This is a genomic window from Stenotrophomonas maltophilia (assembly GCF_047497515.2).
Lineage (GTDB): Bacteria > Pseudomonadota > Gammaproteobacteria > Xanthomonadales > Xanthomonadaceae > Stenotrophomonas.
This window is the reverse complement of the sequence record NZ_JAXAXL020000007.1, coordinates 39,336-53,421: the sequence shown is the minus strand read 5'-3', so window position 1 is coordinate 53,421 and position 14,086 is coordinate 39,336. Positions and strand designations below refer to the sequence as shown.

The window sequence follows — 14,086 nt, the reverse complement described above, 5'->3', positions numbered from 1 at the left end:
ATGAATGCCTACCTTATCGTCGACTGTGCCGTTAGATCAGATGCTGCTGATACGTTGCGCTTCTATGCCAAGGGCCTTCTGCACCGTTCCTTGTTCCACGGCCAGCCGGAGTGCAAGCATGCAGATGCAGGTCCATGGCTGGTCCAGCTGGACGGAGTGACCACATTGCATGGATGGCTAAACGCCCTGGAGAGGACTGGGGATCGTGTGCCGTGTGTTAGCTATCTGAAGAGCAATCAGGACTTTGAAACAGTTTTCGCGCACCTTCAGTCATTTCTGGATCTGCATCTATCCGATGGTTCGCCTGCGCTGTTCCGCTTCTGGGATCCCAGAGTGTTCACGCGTTTGCAGCGCGTGCTGACCCGTGAGCAGCTCCAGAGTCTGATGGCGCCATTCTCCGAATGGTGCACCGCCAAAGGAAGGCTGGAAAATGTCCATTGAGTTGACTGCAGGCCAAGAGGCCCTGCTGCGCTTGCCAGAGCCCGAATCCTTTACCGAAAGGATTGCTGCAGAAATTCGACGCGACATGCTTGACGAAACCCGCCATATGTCGGATCAGCAGTTGCTGAGTGCGGTGCGTGAGTCTTATGAGTTTGCGACCTACGAATTGCACATCACTCGCTTGCCGACTCTGGTGCGCTGGGTGCGAGCAGACACGACCAGCAACGGATTGTTGCGGCGAGAACCCGCTTTGGTCTTGAAGATGAATCTCTCCGCCAAACCCAATCTAACGGCGGAAGATCTATTGTCGATCTTCCGTGCGCAGACAAACTGGAGGAACTGAAAGATGGCCAGTGCGTTGCCAATTGGAGGGCGAGCTATCGGCGAAGCCATTCGGCGCTCTGCATCGTTGGAGCGATTGAGGCGTGCCATTGGTGTCATCCCCATAGAGCAGGCCAAAGAGGGAGATTGCACAAAGGAAAGCAGCTCGACCGAATGCAATCGGTGCAAGCTTGATCAAGGCGTAATGGTGCCGGCCGTGCCGCGTCGAGCGGTTCGTCGCGAGAACAAGGTCAACTGGGATTATCAGCTGCAGATTGCGAACATGAACTCCGGGCCCGAACAATTCAGCTACTGTGACAAGAGCACTGGCCTCCCGATCACCGGCTTCGACACATCTCTTGCCGGGCGAGCATGGTGCGCACTCAAAGGCGAACCTCAACCCAAAGCAGAGCAATTCAACCTTTTGGAATGGTTGTATGGCGGCATCTACTTCGATGGCTTCTGGAGGGCCCAATGCACCGTAGTAGATGCAAAAGGCCGTTACGCGCAATTCATCTCGCAGGACGACGGAGCGCCAAAGCTGGGGTTCCCAAGTCGATTCGTTTTTCCGGGAATGATTGAGGAGGCCGGCCGGCAGATTGCGGTTATCAATGCCGCCTCGCCGCAAGGCAAGCTGCAATGGCACTTCATGGAGATCGAGGTCTACAGATGGGCCTCATCCAGCATTCCACCACCGGTTGTCTGCTTCCACACCCCCTACATCATTCAGGTTGTCCAAGCATGATATTCGCGATCCTGCGCCTCGATATCGGTCAACGAGTCGAGACTGACTTTCGAAGCGCCTACCGCCAACTGTTGGCAACTCTACGGCGCATCCCTGGCGATAACGAATGGTTCTGCGGGGAAAACACGCCCCAGCAGAAGCTTGTTCCGTTTGAGGATGAGGACGCCGTAGTTGAGAGACTACGGGAGCGTGCGGAACGGATGGGATCAATGTCATTCAGTGCATCCGTGGTCAACGACAAAGGAACCAAGCGCCGGCCGGGGCTGATCGAAATCGACTACATCCCCGCAATGGGGCACATGACCGTCTCCTTGTATCGACCAGATCAGTTGCTCGCCAACCCGACCCAGCGGGTTGCGGAGACCTTGCTTTCAGTGCTGAAAGGAGAGCCAGCAACCACGTTTGCTTTTGCTGACGTGTACGACAAGGTGAATGGTGAATTCCAGTTCTACAAAGCCAAGTACGCTACGTTCCCGCACCGGCAGTGCGTGGGTTGGATGGTGTACGTACGCCAGACAGTGCGCCGACAGCAGCTACCTCTGGCCGCAGACGTGCTGCCCGCTCCAGGCGGCTCCATCGTGGTGTCCATTGATCAGGCATTTGATCTGTCGAACAAGGAGCATATCCAACGCGCCAACGAAGTCGAAATGGAGATGAACGACCTTGGACTGCTGGCCGTCACAGATCCAACGTTCTAGGCATACTTGAATGGTCTTTCTTCGCCGCCTCGCCCTGCATCTCTTCGTAAAGACCCATCCTCCATCACGACAGGTTTCGCCTGCTCCCCGTGAGCTTGTTTCCGCCTATGAGGGTGTTCTTCCTGACAGCCTTCTCGATCTGTGGCGTCGAAAAGGTCTCGGATTTTATGGCGATCTCCAACTCGCCCTGATCGATCCCCGGCCATGGCAATCCGTGCTCGATCGGTGGATCATCTCGCCACCAGGAACCGCACCGCGCGTTCCGATCGCGCTGACGCCTTTCGGCACACTTCTCTACTACCGATAGCTGACGGAAGCTGACGAGGACGTGGCCTACGTCGATCCCGTGTCAAAGAAGTCGAGTGATCTGGCGTGGAGTCTCGATGACTTCTTCAACACGTTCCTTTGCGAGCGAGAAGCACTCGAATCGCTCATTCCAATGGCCTTGGTTTGGTCCGCAAGAAAAGAGTGCGGAGCACTTGCCCCCGGCGAAGTCTACGAAGTCGATCAAATGCTGTTCTCCATGCAGATGCTACGGGTTGCGAAAACCGATGCGCTCCACATGCATCGCCGTCTTCGCGACGCCGTTGATCCACCCACGCCAAAGGCCGAGAAGCCGACGATAGTAGCGAACGCGCTGCCGGTTGAAGATCGCTTCATGTTCGAGGGCATTGCAACGGGGCCGGGACTCGCCGGCCTGTATCTGTCTTCCTACATCGACTGGCATCGGCTGCTGGCGCTTCAACCGAGCGGCCGGTACCGTTTGCTGTTCTGGCGCATTCATCACAGGACGTTCGAGCGCACTGAGGTGCGCGCTTACAGCGGTTCCTACGAGATCTCCGCCAATTCCGCGGGGGATGACATCGTCGTGCTCGACGTCACCCTGCGGGTAGGTTCGTTAGGCAGTGATGCAGATGATGAAGAACTGGTGGCGATGCATGTAGAAGAGACGACCTTTCTGCTGCGTACCGACGAGTTGGAGGACATGGCAACCGCCATCGGCGGTCGCGACGTGCTGGGGCGAAGTGAACACTACTTCCGTCGCGTTACGTTGCACGCTCCATTCGTGGAGGAGCCTGGCGATGGCCGCGCGGCACCTCCATTCACGGATCTGCCACATGCGCTACAAGCATTGATCCAATTCGAACACCTCTTTGCGACCATCACGCACGTTGACGAACCAGATCTTGACGAAGAGCATGAAGGCGAGGGCACCGTCATGTGCACGCTCGATCTGGGCGAGGATGACGGGTTGCGCATGAACATGCCGCTCTATTCACCTGAAAATGCCAGTCGCCAACTTCACGGATGGGTTTGGGATATGGCACCGCGTGCCTGCAAGGCGGGCATCGGGTATCGGCGCGGAGAAGACGGTGGAATTGAACATGGGCCTGTGGTCGGGGACGTGTTGACTACCCGTGCTCCGGACTTCTAGGCGGGCGGCAGGGCCGTGAGTTCCACGCGGCAACCTTGCCGGCCTGGAACGCCCCCTCGTTGGCACCACACGGCCGCGGATGGGCGTTTTGCAGGGGTGGCGCGGGCGCACAGTAGGCGCACAGTACCGGAGATCGCCCCCGCTCGCTGTCACCTGTTAACATTCCCCCCGCAACCCAGCCAGCCCACCCCGCGCAAACCGCGCCGGAGCGGGCCGTCGCAGTACGGCCCAGCGAGCCAGGACACCCTCCCGTGCCCTTTCAAGGATGCTCGCATGTTCCGTCATTCCGCTCTCCGCTCGGCCGCCCTGGCCATTGCCGTCTCGCTCAGCCTTGGCGTGCCGTCCGCGTTCGCCGATAACGCCCCCGCCGCCAGTGCCAGTACCGCCGTACAGCGCCAGGCCGTGGCCAAGGGCCTGTACGAACTGGCCTACAGCCCGAAACAGAACGCCGTGTTCGTGGCCTCGTCCGGTGGCTTCGGCGATGATGCCGGCCCGGCCCAGGTGCTGCGCCTGAACCCGTCCACGCTGGCCGTGGAAACCCGCATCCCGCTGGAGCGCAAGGCGTTCGGCGTGGTGCTCGATGACGCCCACAACCGCCTGTACGTGGGCAACACCGTGGACCTGTCGGTGACCGTGGTCGACACCGCGCAGAACAAGGCCGTCGGCACCATCCAGCTGATGGAGAAGAAGACCGGCAAGGACGGCAAGGCCGCCTACACCCACGACCTGCGCGAGCTGGTGGTCGACAGTGCAGCCAACCGCCTGTACGTGACCGGCCACAGCAGCCAGCCGGACGTGAGCAGCGTGCTGTTCGTGATCGATACCACCACGCTGAAGGTGATCAACACCATCGACGGCCTGGGCAACGCCAAGGCGCCGGGCCTGGCGCTGGATGCGGCCAACAAGCGCGTCTACACCAGCAACCTGCTGGCCGACCTGGTGGTGGTGGGCACCGATTCGAACAAGGTGGTGGCACAGCACAAGATTGCCGCCGAGCAGCCGATGAACATCGCGCTGGACCCGGCCGGCAAGCGCCTGTTCGTGACCGACCAGGGCTCGGAATTCCTGCGTGGCTACCAGGCCAAGAGCAGCGGCCTGGTCAGCAAGCACCCGGGCCAGCGCGTGCTGGTGCTGGACCGCAGCACCGGCAAGGAACTGGCCAGCATCCCCACCGATGCCGGCCCGCTGGGCATCCTGCTGGATGCACCGCGCAAGCGCCTGTACGTGACCAACCGCGAAGCCGGTACGGTGACGGCGTACAACAGTGACAGCTACCAGAAGGTGGCCACCTACAAGGTGCCGACCCACCCGAACAGCCTGGCACTGGATGCGAAGAACAACGTGTTGTTCGTGAGCATCATGAACGGCGAGAAGGACGACAAGGGCGCTGACGAGAGCGTGGCGCGGATTCAGTTGTGATGCGAAAACGCTGATCTGATGGGGCCCGTGTCCTCGACCGTTGGTCGTGGCGCGGGCCTTTTTCATTGATGCGGATCGCGTGGCGCCGCACTAGGAAGTGTTGCAAATGGGTGGGGAGCCGCTTGTTGCAACCAGACCGCACGTGTAGCGTCATCGGACTTTCAGGGGGCACTTTCTCATGAACACGTACACCACGTTTGTCGAGCTCGCATTCGAGAGGCTGAGCAAGGAACTCGCGATACCGAAGGGATTTGTCGTGGCGCTCTATGAGGAGAAGGACTCGTGGAGCTTCATTTCGAAGCTTGCCCAGCTGGTCGAGGCCGTATTTACGCGTGCAGTCGTCGATGCGCTGCGCGAGCCGCTGATACTCGATGTGATCAGCAATCTTCCGCAGGAGGTGAGGATCAATTTCCTGCGGAAGATGGACATCATCGACAGCGAACAGAAATCGATGTTCAAGGCGATCGCCGAGATCAGGAACCAGTACATCCATGATCTCTCCAACGTCGACATTCCGTTGGATGTCTACATCGGGAAGCTGGAGGACGGTGCGAGGAAAGGACTCTTCAAGCGGTTCAAACCGTACTTGGTCGACCCCAAGACGTCTGTTTCAGAATTCATCCTGGAGTGCAGGCCCCAGGTATTCCACGTGTGTGTGCTGGAGCTGTTGAAGGTCCACGGAAAGGTGTCCACCATCAACATCCGGAAGGATCACGAGGCGTTCCGTCTTCAGCAGGCGGGAAGGCTGCTGCCTGCAAAGAAAAAGGGCGAGATGCTTCCGATGGATCGCCTGACCGTGAGCGAATATGTCACGCAAGCGAAGGATATCCTGAAGCGGGAAGGCCTGTTCGTCCCGCAGTTCGAGTAGCGGGCACGAACCGCCTCCGTGCCTGCTCACCCCGTCCGAGGCACGGGGTATCGAACCCTCCCGCGAACCATCGCTGCGGGCCCCTCAATCCGCCGGCCGGTGGTCATAGCTGATCACCCGCTCCACCTGCCACTGCCCATCCACCCGCCGCCACACTTGGACGAAACGCGCCTGGCCGGTCCAACGCTCCACGCCCTTCGCATCGCGCTCGTGGAAGCGGTGGTCGCCGATCTCTAGCGCCCGTTCGTCGTGCAGCGGAAACACCTGCAGCGAGCTCTCCACCAATTCACGGCGTAGGTGTGTGTGGTTGGCGCGGTTGCTTTCGCATAGGGCGGCCACGCTGCGGCGGAAGTCATCGCGGTTGCTGGCGGACTTGCCGGCCTTGTCATGGAAGAACTCCATGTCCTCGGTAGTCATCGACGCGGCCTTGTCGGCGTCGCAGGCGTCGAACGCGGCGGCAAACAGCTGCGTATCGGCCTGGCGGATCTGTTCGCGCAGGGTGTCGGGCGGGGTCGGGGGGGCGGCGAGACCGGCGGCCAGCAGGGGCAGGGTGAACAGCAGCATGATGAGGCTCCGTGAGTGGATTCACGCAGGCTCGCATGGCCGGCGGCGCCCCGGTGCCATGTTGCGACGAAACCGCCGCTGGACGGGATGAAGTGCGAATTTGGCGGCATGGCCGCCCGACCACCCTGTGCACGCCATGTCACAGCGCGCCGCGATTCCCTCACGGGCGGCATAGGGGCGGGGTTCTAGCCTGCAATTCTTCCCTTCCACAGGAGCCCCCATGTCCGCCTCCCGCATCCGCCTGCACGTTGAAGACACCGGCGGCGATGGCCGCCCGGTCATCCTGATCCATGGCTGGCCGCTGTCAGCCGATGCCTGGAAGACGCAGGTGTCGATCCTGCGCGATGCCCAGTTCCGGGTGATCAGCTACGACCGTCGTGGCTTTGGGCGTTCCGAGAAGCCCGCCGACGGCTACGACTACGACACGCTGGCGGCGGACCTGGCCGCGCTGATTGAAGAGCGCGATCTGCGCGATGTCACGCTGGTCGGCTTCTCGATGGGCGGTGGCGAGGTGGCGCGCTACGTGGCCAACCACGGTGAGGACCGCTTGCATAGCGTGGTGTTCGCCGCCGCCGTGCCGCCTTACCTGCTGAAAAGTGACGACAACCCGGACGGGCCGCTGACCCAGGACAAGGCCGATGAGATGCGCAGCGGCCTGGAGAAGGACCGCGAGAGCTTCTTCGATGGCTTCACCCGCGACTTCTTCAGCGCCGATGGCAAATTGATGGTGACTGAAGAGCAGCGCCAGGCGGCGATCGCGCTGTGCCACCAGTCCGACCAGACGGCAGCGCTGGGTTGCATGCAGTCTTTCGCGACCACCGACTTCCGCGATGACCTGAAGAAGATCTCCGTGCCGACCTTGATCCTGCACGGTGACAGCGACGCCATCGTGCCGTTTGAAGGCTCGGGCGAGCGCACGCATGAGGCCATTGCAGGCAGCGAGGTGGTTATCCTGGAAGGCGCGCCGCACGGCTGCAATACCAGCCACGCCGATCATTTCAATCTTGCGCTGCTGAACTTCCTGAAGAAGTAAGCTGGCGCCATGCGCAAGACCGAAACCCCGCCGTGGAAGAAGCCCAACCCCAAGGGCCAGAAATCCCAGCCGCTGTCGCCTGCCCAGAAGGAGGCGGCGCGGCAGCGGGCGGAGGAGAACGGGCGACCGTATCCGAATCTGGTCGACAACATGTGGGCGGCCAAACTCCCGCGCGAGGTGTGAGTCGGGGGTCGGCTCTACGGGTCGCTCAGCGGTTTCCAGCCCGTGTCCATCCAGGGGGCCACTTCCGCTTCCTGCACCAGCACTGCCTGGGCCGGCAGGCCAGCCAACGCTGCCAGCTCGGCCTGTAGTGCGCCTGCATCCACGGCTGCGGGAATGGCCACCTGCAGTCGATCATCCACGTGGCGGATCTGCACGGGTAGCAGGGCGCGCGCTTCATGGTCGCCGCCGAAGCGCCCGATCGGATAGCGCATCACCACCGGGCGTGCCAGCGGTGCCAGCGCGGGCTGCCAGCGCGGCAGCACCACGGCCTGTGCCGTCACTGGAATGCGGACTTCGGCCATCGTGACCGGGTAGCCACGCATGCTCTCGACCATCACCTGGAAGCGTGCGCCGTCGGGCAGTGCCATGACCGTGGCCATGAGCGCAGCCAACGCCACCATCACGCCCAGCAGATGCCAGCGGCGCGATGCGCTGGCTGGGCGGGTTGCGATGCGCAGGCTTGGCCGACGGCGCAGCGCACGTGCGTACAGGCGTCGGTCCTTTCTGCGCGGGCTGCTGCTGTGCGCAGGCAGGTCAAGTGGGACTGGCGGCAGGCGGGTAACGCGTGACGTGATCAGGCGCGACATCAGCCACGCCACCAGTGCGAATGCCAGCAGTGGCAGCAGTGTCCGCACCACCAGGTACAACGTCACCATCCTGTGCACGCCCTCACATATGCATCCGCTTCCGTCGACATCCTACCGATTGGCGCCAGCTGTTGTCGTATCTGCCAGCCGACAGCGCTGGCGCGGCTGGATAGCATGGCGCGTTGTTGTCATGGATGAACCAATGCGCTCTGCTTTTTCCCGCCTCGGCCGCCTGTTCGGACCGGGGGTCATGATGTTTCTGTTGCAGCTGGTGGCGCTGCTGTCGCTTGGTTTGGAGGCCGGCTATTTCCACTCCCGCGTGGACCTGCTGCTGTCGCCGGTGGCGGATGGCTGCGGTGGCCCCGATCCGGTGGCGCGCTTGCGGGTGGCCGAGCAGTTGTTGGCGCGCGCGGGCGCCCTGGATGATTGGCAACCCCTGCGCTGGATTCCGATGGCGGGCACGATGCTGGCACTGCTGGGCGCGATGGGTGCCTGTGCGCTGCGCGCCGCCCCGGAGCAGGGCCGCCTGGGCATGCTGTGCTGGGGGCTGGTGGCGCTGCATGTGGCGGTGCTGGTGTTGGCCGGTTGGACGCTGCACCTGTACGAGGATGCGTGGAGCAGCGTGGTGAGACTGTCTCCGGCGGCCTGCCTGGTGGACCTGGCCGAGCAGGGCCGGATGCCGTTGGCGCAGGCCCAGCAGGTGGTATTCCACGTACTCACCCGCGAGTACGCACCGCTGCAGCGCAACCCGGATGATCTGGCGATGATGGCGGTATCGCTGCTGGTGGCCGCGATGGTGGCCAGCATTGTGCTGTGGCGTGCTGCGGCCAAGGGTATGCGGACGCCCACCTGATCGCGTTACAGTCCACGCATCGCCCTGACAAGGAAGTGCTGATGCGTGCGTTGTTGCGAGCCCTGCCGTTGCTGCTGCTGTCGCTGGCGGCGCAGGCTGCCGAGGTGGATCGTCGCATTGCGGTGACCATCGATGACCTGCCCTGGGCGCGGGTGGATGAGATCGTGCCGGTGGACCTGCAGGCGCGCCATGCCGCGTTGATGGCGCAGCTGCGCCAGGCGGATGTGCCGGTGGTGGGCTTCGTCAACGAGAACAAGCTGGAGGTGGACGGGCAGGTACAGCCTGCGCGCGTGCAGATGCTGCGCGACTGGCTGGACGCGGGCTATGTGCTGGGCAACCACACGTATTCGCACATGGACCTGAACGCCAAGGGCGTGGCGGCGTTCCAGCAGGATTTCCTGCGTGGGGAAACGGTGCTGCGGCCGCTGCTGGCCGAGCGTGGGCGGGTGCCGCAGTGGATGCGCCATCCCTACCTGCGCGCCGGGCGTACCGCGGAAGAGCGCGTGCAGATGGACGCGTTCTTCAAGCAGCACGGCTACCGTGTGGCGCCGGTGACGGTCGACAACGGTGAGTGGGTGTGGGCGTTCGCCTATGCCAACGTGATGAACGAGCAGCCTGATTCGGCCGCGCGCGAGGCGACGCTGGCACAGCTGCGCAAGGGCTATGTGCCGTACATGCTGAACAAGCTGGACTACTACGAGAAGCAGTCGCAGGCGCTGCTGGGCTATGCGCTGCCGCAGGTGTGGCTGATGCACGCCAACGAGCTCAATGCGGCCACGTTTGCCGAACTGGTGGCGGCGACCCAGCGGCGTGGCTATCGCTTCGTGTCGCTGGACGAGGCGATGCGCGACCCGGCCTATGCGCGTGGCGCCGATGGCTACAACGGCCGCTATGGTCCCAGCTGGCTGCACCGCTGGGCGATGGCGGAGAAGAAGCCGAAGGACTTCTACGCCGGGGAACCGGTGGTGCCGAAGTGGGTGATGCAGTTGGCGAAGGTGGATTCGGAATAGTTGCAGATTCCCCTCGATACAGTGGCGATCGCAGGGCGTTGACAATAAAGTCGTGGTATCCGGATGCGTGGAGCTAGGATGAACCAGGCAGAGATCGATTTGTGGAAACTCGTGATGGCAGGTGCCAGTGTCATTGTCACCATCATCACCGTAGCCATCACCGTATTGAAGGAGCGTCATGCCAGCCGCGAACGGTTGCGCGACGAATTCCGTTTCTCGCTTGAAGTGGAGAAAGCGCGCGCCGAGGCGGGGCCCCTTTCCAGGTTGAGTGAGCAGAAGGCGATCAACGCCATGCTTGGCCGGCGCGATGTTCCCTTCGCCGTGGGGCGTTACCTGATGGTTGAGTTTCCAGACGCGGACGTGGCAATCCGGGCGTATCGCGCGGGGCGCAGTCGGCTGCTGTTTGACGACAGTGCTCAGCCCCGATTCTGCTTCAAAGGCATCAACGCGCGTAGAGCCTACCGACGCTTCGGCAAGATCGTGGGCTCAGTGGGATACTTTGTCTCGTGCTTGTTTGCCGGGTGCCCGCTGATCTTTGCTGCCGCTGGCATGATCAGTGAATCGCAGGCCTTCCAGTTGCTGCCGATGACCCTGATCACGGGCGGGGCGATCGCCATGCCTACTCTGTTCTGGGGCGCAGGTTTTGCCCGCGCCGAACGACTGATGAAGCTGCAGGCCGAGGCGGTTGCCGCCAAGGACTTGGCGGAGGCGGCGCTCAGCGCTTCACAGCCAGCACACCATCCAGTGCCAGTTCTGCCTTGAATCCGGCCTTTTCCAGCCGCTTGGCCACTTCGCGCGGCACATCGCGGCCGCTGGTCAGCTTGTTCGGCGCGCCGGTGTAGTGGAACAGGCGGCCGCCCTTGCGGATGACGCGGGCGAGGTGATCGTAGAACACCTGCGAGTACAGCTCGCCGGCAATACCGAAGCGCGGCGGGTCGTGCAGGATCGCGTCGACACTGTTGCTGGCCACCTGTTCGATCTGCTGCGAGACGTCGCCGTGGCTGAACTGCAGGCGGCCCCCGGCGGCGGCCGAGTCCGGGTCGGGCGACCACGGATTGAGGGTGCGCAGCCACATCACGTCGGCGTTCTTCTCGAACGAGCGGATCTGGCCGACGCCGGCTTCCAGCGCGCAGGCGGCGAAGTAGCCGAGGCCGCCGCAGGTATCGAGGATGATCTTGCCGGCCGGGGCGACCAGCTCGACCTTGCGGCGTGCATCCTCGAACGGCGACAGCTTCGAGGTCGGCAGCATCTTGATGCCGTCGATCTCGAAGGTGGGGGCGCCCCATTCGGTGGGCACCAGCTTGATCAGCGAGCCGCTGTAGCGCGAGATCGGCGCGAAGTCCTCGCCATCCCAGTAGTACAGCGTGCGGTCCTTCAGCTTGCCCGGCCATGGGTAGCCCTGGCCGCGGAAGTGGAAGCCATCCACATCCAGTGCCACGGTGTCCTGGTTGCGGCCGAGATCGAGCGAGCCCTGCCAGTCGCCAGCGCCCTTGTCATGGGCACGGCGCAGGGTGTCGGCGCTGTCGCGGGTCAGCAGGGGGCCGGTGTAATGGAGCACGGCGGGTACCGGGGCGGTTCGGGGGAGGGCATGGTACCGCAGCTGTTGCAGGGCCGAGCCGCGCTCGGCCTGGCCGTGCCTGTATCCACGCATGGCGTGGATCTACTGCAACAGGAGCCGAGCGTGGGCTCGGCTCTACCGCTCAATCGCACTTCACCGCATACACCGGCCCGGCGCCGATCAGCATCAGCGCCATGTAGTCGCTGTCGCTGGCCTTGCCTTTCAGCGTGGCGCCCTTGTTGAAGTGAAAGATGCCAAAGCCCCCGGCCATGCGGATCAGGGCGCTGTCGATCTGCGCGGCATCGTCGCGGAAGTAGCGGCTGATCTCGCTGTTGCTGGCCTTGTGCAGGGCATTCGGTTCGCGCTGCCACTGGCCATCGCGGTTGAAGGAGACGAAGTACTGGCCGCCTTCCTTCTCGATGCGGAAGTCGGCGGGCTTGCGCGCGCTGGTGGCGAAACAGCCCTGCAGGGGATCGGCCGAGAAGGGAAGCCCGGCGTCACCACTGCAGGCGGTGAGCAGCACGAGGGCACCGGGTAGCAGCAGGCGGAGCGTGCGCATGGGATGTCCCTACAGGGCAGGTGCGGCTAGTGTAGGCAGCACGCGGGCACGGCCCGTACAGGAATTCGGCAAGCGAAGAGGGGTTTTCGGATGGCGCAGGGCAAGGCACCGTGGTGCGGCGTGGCCAGTTGGCTGGGCATGGTGGTGGGCTGGGGCGCGGGCACACTGGCCGCACAGGCGGCGGTGGCTGCGGGCGGCAATGGCCTGGCTGCGGGCATGGGCGTGGCGGTGCTGGGCGCGGCGCTGGTCGGTGCCGGCTTTGCGGTGGCATCGCGCGTGCGCGGCGAGCGTTGGGCGTGGATCGGCATTGCCGGCGCGGTTGTGAGCGCGCTGCCGCTGCTGATGTACCTGCTGCGGATGATGTTGAAGCTCTGAGGGTAGTGCCGGCCGTTGGCCGGCAACTGCAGGTGTATTCCAGGCTTCATGAGGTTGCCGGCCCGCGGCCGGCACTACCCGAGGTGGGCCATCAGCTGCGGTGGATCTCCACCGTTACGTGGACCAGTTCTTCATGGATGGCCAGCGCATTGCGCACGGTATCGGCATTCAGACTAGCGTCGCTGGTGACCACGCTGGCGCTGACCGCGTACTTGCCGCGGCCGACCTGCCACACGTGCAGGTCGGCCAGGCGTGCCGGCCACGGGCCCTGTTCGATCACTTCGCGCACTTCGGCCACCACCGGCGCGTCCATCTGCGCGTCGAGCAGGATACGGCCGCTGTCGCGCAGCAGGCCGATCGCCCATACCGTGACGAGCACAGCGCCAACCAGGCCCATCACCGGGTCCAGCCAGGTCAGGCCCAGCAGCTTGCCGCCGAGCAGGGCGACGATGGCCAGCACCGAGGTGGCGGCGTCGGCCAGCACGTGCACGTAGGCCGAGCGCAGATTGAGGTCGTGACCGTGCGCGTGGTGGTCGCCATGATCGTGGCCGTGCCCGTGGTGGTGGTGCGCATGCCCCGGGCTGTCGTGCAGCCACCACGCGCACAGCAGGTTGACGCCGAGCCCAACTGCCGCGATGGCGATGGCTTCGTTGTAGTGGATCGGTGCGGGTACCCACAGCCGTTGCAGCGATTGCACGGCCATCAGCGCGGCGACTCCGAGCAGCGCGATGGCGCTGGTGTAGCCGGCCAGGATCTCGATCTTCCAGGTGCCGAAGGCGAAGCGCGGGTCGTGCGCGTAGCGGCGCGCACAGCGGTACGCGAACACCGACAGGCCCAGCGCCAGCGCGTGCGAGCTCATGTGCCAGCCGTCGGCGAGCACGGCCATGGAGTTGAACCACCAGCCGCCGATGATCTCCACCAGCATCATGCCGACGGTCAGCCACAGGGCGCGGCGAGTGTTGCGTTCGGCCAGCGGGTTGCCGTCGTCGAAGCGGTGTTCGTGGCGACGGGCGGCGGCGAGGGTGTCCAGGTGCATGGGAGCCCGAGGGGTGGAGTGGATACCCCCATAGGGTATATGATCCTGTCATGGCCCATGTACACAAGAATCGAAAGCAGCTGCTGACCCGGGTGCGCCGCATCGGCGGCCAGGTGGCCGCGTTGGAGCAGGCGCTGGACAGGCCCGAGGGCGAGGCCGGTGACTGTGCGGACGTACTGGTGCAGGTGGCCGCGGTGCGCGGTGCCGCCCACAGCCTGTTGATGGAGCTGCTGCACGAGCACCTGCAGGAGCATGTGGTGGGCGCGGAGGACCCGCAGCAACGGGCGGCCGAGGCCGAGGTACTGGTGGAGCTGCTGCGCCGCTACGGCAAATAGCTGGCGTGGTGCCGGCCACTGGCCGGC

General features: G+C 63.6%; 18 protein-coding genes and 1 pseudogene. 14 read left to right on the top strand and 5 right to left on the bottom strand.

Features of this window, described 5'->3' with window-relative positions; all coding sequences use genetic code 11:
- The 7 genes and pseudogenes from ACMZPQ_RS11795 (at window position 1) to ACMZPQ_RS11765 (ending at window position 5,927) form a co-directional block, all read left to right on the top strand.
- Complete coding sequence (locus ACMZPQ_RS11795) at window positions 1-441, top strand: DUF4123 domain-containing protein (RefSeq protein ID WP_197582254.1); 441 nt, start codon at window positions 1-3, stop codon at window positions 439-441.
- Window positions 431-784 (top strand): hypothetical protein, encoded by a 354-nt coding sequence (locus ACMZPQ_RS11790; protein ID WP_312645638.1) that lies wholly within the window; start codon window positions 431-433, stop codon window positions 782-784. The genes ACMZPQ_RS11795 and ACMZPQ_RS11790 overlap by 11 nt, the downstream gene beginning before the upstream one ends.
- A gap of 3 nt (window positions 785-787) precedes the next feature.
- Window positions 788-1,507: a Tox-REase-5 domain-containing protein gene (locus tag ACMZPQ_RS11785; RefSeq protein WP_197582253.1), complete on the top strand. Its 720-nt coding sequence runs from the start codon at window positions 788-790 to the stop codon at window positions 1,505-1,507.
- Window positions 1,504-2,205, top strand: a complete 702-nt coding sequence (locus ACMZPQ_RS11780) for an Imm52 family immunity protein (protein ID WP_197582252.1) — start codon at window positions 1,504-1,506, stop codon at window positions 2,203-2,205. Before ACMZPQ_RS11785 ends, ACMZPQ_RS11780 begins: the two co-directional genes overlap by 4 nt.
- Before the next feature lie 10 nt (window positions 2,206-2,215).
- Window positions 2,216-3,640 (top strand): annotated as a pseudogene (locus ACMZPQ_RS11775) (GAD-like domain-containing protein).
- A 273-nt stretch (window positions 3,641-3,913) separates the two neighbouring features.
- Entirely contained in the window at window positions 3,914-5,059 is a 1,146-nt protein-coding gene (locus ACMZPQ_RS11770; protein ID WP_414486085.1) for a YncE family protein, read from the top strand.
- A gap of 178 nt (window positions 5,060-5,237) precedes the next feature.
- Complete coding sequence (locus ACMZPQ_RS11765; RefSeq protein ID WP_197582249.1) at window positions 5,238-5,927, top strand: hypothetical protein; 690 nt, start codon at window positions 5,238-5,240, stop codon at window positions 5,925-5,927.
- Between the two features lie 84 nt (window positions 5,928-6,011).
- On the opposite strand, the gene ACMZPQ_RS11760 is transcribed toward ACMZPQ_RS11765, so the two are convergent.
- Window positions 6,012-6,491, bottom strand: coding sequence for a DUF4440 domain-containing protein (locus ACMZPQ_RS11760; protein WP_197582248.1), 480 nt, complete (start codon window positions 6,489-6,491; stop codon window positions 6,012-6,014).
- Window positions 6,492-6,711: 220 nt separating this feature from the next.
- Between ACMZPQ_RS11760 and ACMZPQ_RS11755 the strand changes: the two genes are divergently transcribed.
- Together ACMZPQ_RS11755 and ACMZPQ_RS11750 are read left to right on the top strand one after the other, a co-directional pair.
- Window positions 6,712-7,524, top strand: a complete 813-nt coding sequence (locus tag ACMZPQ_RS11755; RefSeq protein ID WP_197582247.1) for an alpha/beta fold hydrolase — start codon at window positions 6,712-6,714, stop codon at window positions 7,522-7,524.
- A 9-nt stretch (window positions 7,525-7,533) separates the two neighbouring features.
- Window positions 7,534-7,707: a hypothetical protein gene (locus ACMZPQ_RS11750; protein WP_187299790.1), complete on the top strand. Its 174-nt coding sequence runs from the start codon at window positions 7,534-7,536 to the stop codon at window positions 7,705-7,707.
- Window positions 7,708-7,721: 14 nt separating this feature from the next.
- Here the strand turns inward: ACMZPQ_RS11750 and ACMZPQ_RS11745 are convergent, their stop codons facing one another.
- Window positions 7,722-8,402, bottom strand: coding sequence for a hypothetical protein (locus ACMZPQ_RS11745; protein ID WP_197582246.1), 681 nt, complete (start codon window positions 8,400-8,402; stop codon window positions 7,722-7,724).
- A 181-nt stretch (window positions 8,403-8,583) separates the two neighbouring features.
- Here ACMZPQ_RS11745 and ACMZPQ_RS11740 point away from each other — a divergent pair, with 181 nt between their 5' ends.
- The 3 genes from ACMZPQ_RS11740 to ACMZPQ_RS11730 all read left to right on the top strand — a co-directional run bounded on the left by ACMZPQ_RS11740 (window position 8,584) and on the right by ACMZPQ_RS11730 (window position 10,958).
- Window positions 8,584-9,186: a hypothetical protein gene (locus ACMZPQ_RS11740; RefSeq protein ID WP_414486086.1), complete on the top strand. Its 603-nt coding sequence runs from the start codon at window positions 8,584-8,586 to the stop codon at window positions 9,184-9,186.
- 41 nt (window positions 9,187-9,227) lie between these two features.
- Window positions 9,228-10,196 carry a polysaccharide deacetylase family protein gene (locus tag ACMZPQ_RS11735; RefSeq protein WP_414486087.1) on the top strand — a complete coding sequence of 323 codons (969 nt, stop codon included), beginning with the start codon at window positions 9,228-9,230 and terminating at the stop codon, window positions 10,194-10,196.
- A 78-nt stretch (window positions 10,197-10,274) separates the two neighbouring features.
- Window positions 10,275-10,958 (top strand): hypothetical protein, encoded by a 684-nt coding sequence (locus ACMZPQ_RS11730; protein ID WP_197582243.1) that lies wholly within the window; start codon window positions 10,275-10,277, stop codon window positions 10,956-10,958.
- Here ACMZPQ_RS11730 and ACMZPQ_RS11725 read toward each other — a convergent pair.
- Entirely contained in the window at window positions 10,912-11,754 is an 843-nt protein-coding gene (locus ACMZPQ_RS11725) for an MnmC family methyltransferase (RefSeq protein ID WP_197582242.1), read from the bottom strand. The genes ACMZPQ_RS11730 and ACMZPQ_RS11725 overlap by 47 nt on opposite strands.
- Before the next feature lie 142 nt (window positions 11,755-11,896).
- Window positions 11,897-12,313 carry a hypothetical protein gene (locus tag ACMZPQ_RS11720; protein ID WP_197582241.1) on the bottom strand — a complete coding sequence of 139 codons (417 nt, stop codon included), beginning with the start codon at window positions 12,311-12,313 and terminating at the stop codon, window positions 11,897-11,899.
- A gap of 90 nt (window positions 12,314-12,403) precedes the next feature.
- Between ACMZPQ_RS11720 and ACMZPQ_RS11715 the strand changes: the two genes are divergently transcribed.
- Entirely contained in the window at window positions 12,404-12,688 is a 285-nt protein-coding gene (locus ACMZPQ_RS11715; protein ID WP_414486088.1) for a hypothetical protein, read from the top strand.
- Window positions 12,689-12,779: 91 nt separating this feature from the next.
- On the opposite strand, the gene dmeF is transcribed toward ACMZPQ_RS11715, so the two are convergent.
- Window positions 12,780-13,724, bottom strand: a complete 945-nt coding sequence (gene dmeF, locus ACMZPQ_RS11710; protein ID WP_197582936.1) for a CDF family Co(II)/Ni(II) efflux transporter DmeF — start codon at window positions 13,722-13,724, stop codon at window positions 12,780-12,782.
- A gap of 50 nt (window positions 13,725-13,774) precedes the next feature.
- On the opposite strand from dmeF, the gene ACMZPQ_RS11705 reads away from it, so the two are divergent.
- Window positions 13,775-14,059 carry a metal-sensing transcriptional repressor gene (locus tag ACMZPQ_RS11705; RefSeq protein ID WP_053511351.1) on the top strand — a complete coding sequence of 95 codons (285 nt, stop codon included), beginning with the start codon at window positions 13,775-13,777 and terminating at the stop codon, window positions 14,057-14,059.
- The last annotated feature ends 27 nt before the right edge of the window (window positions 14,060-14,086 follow it).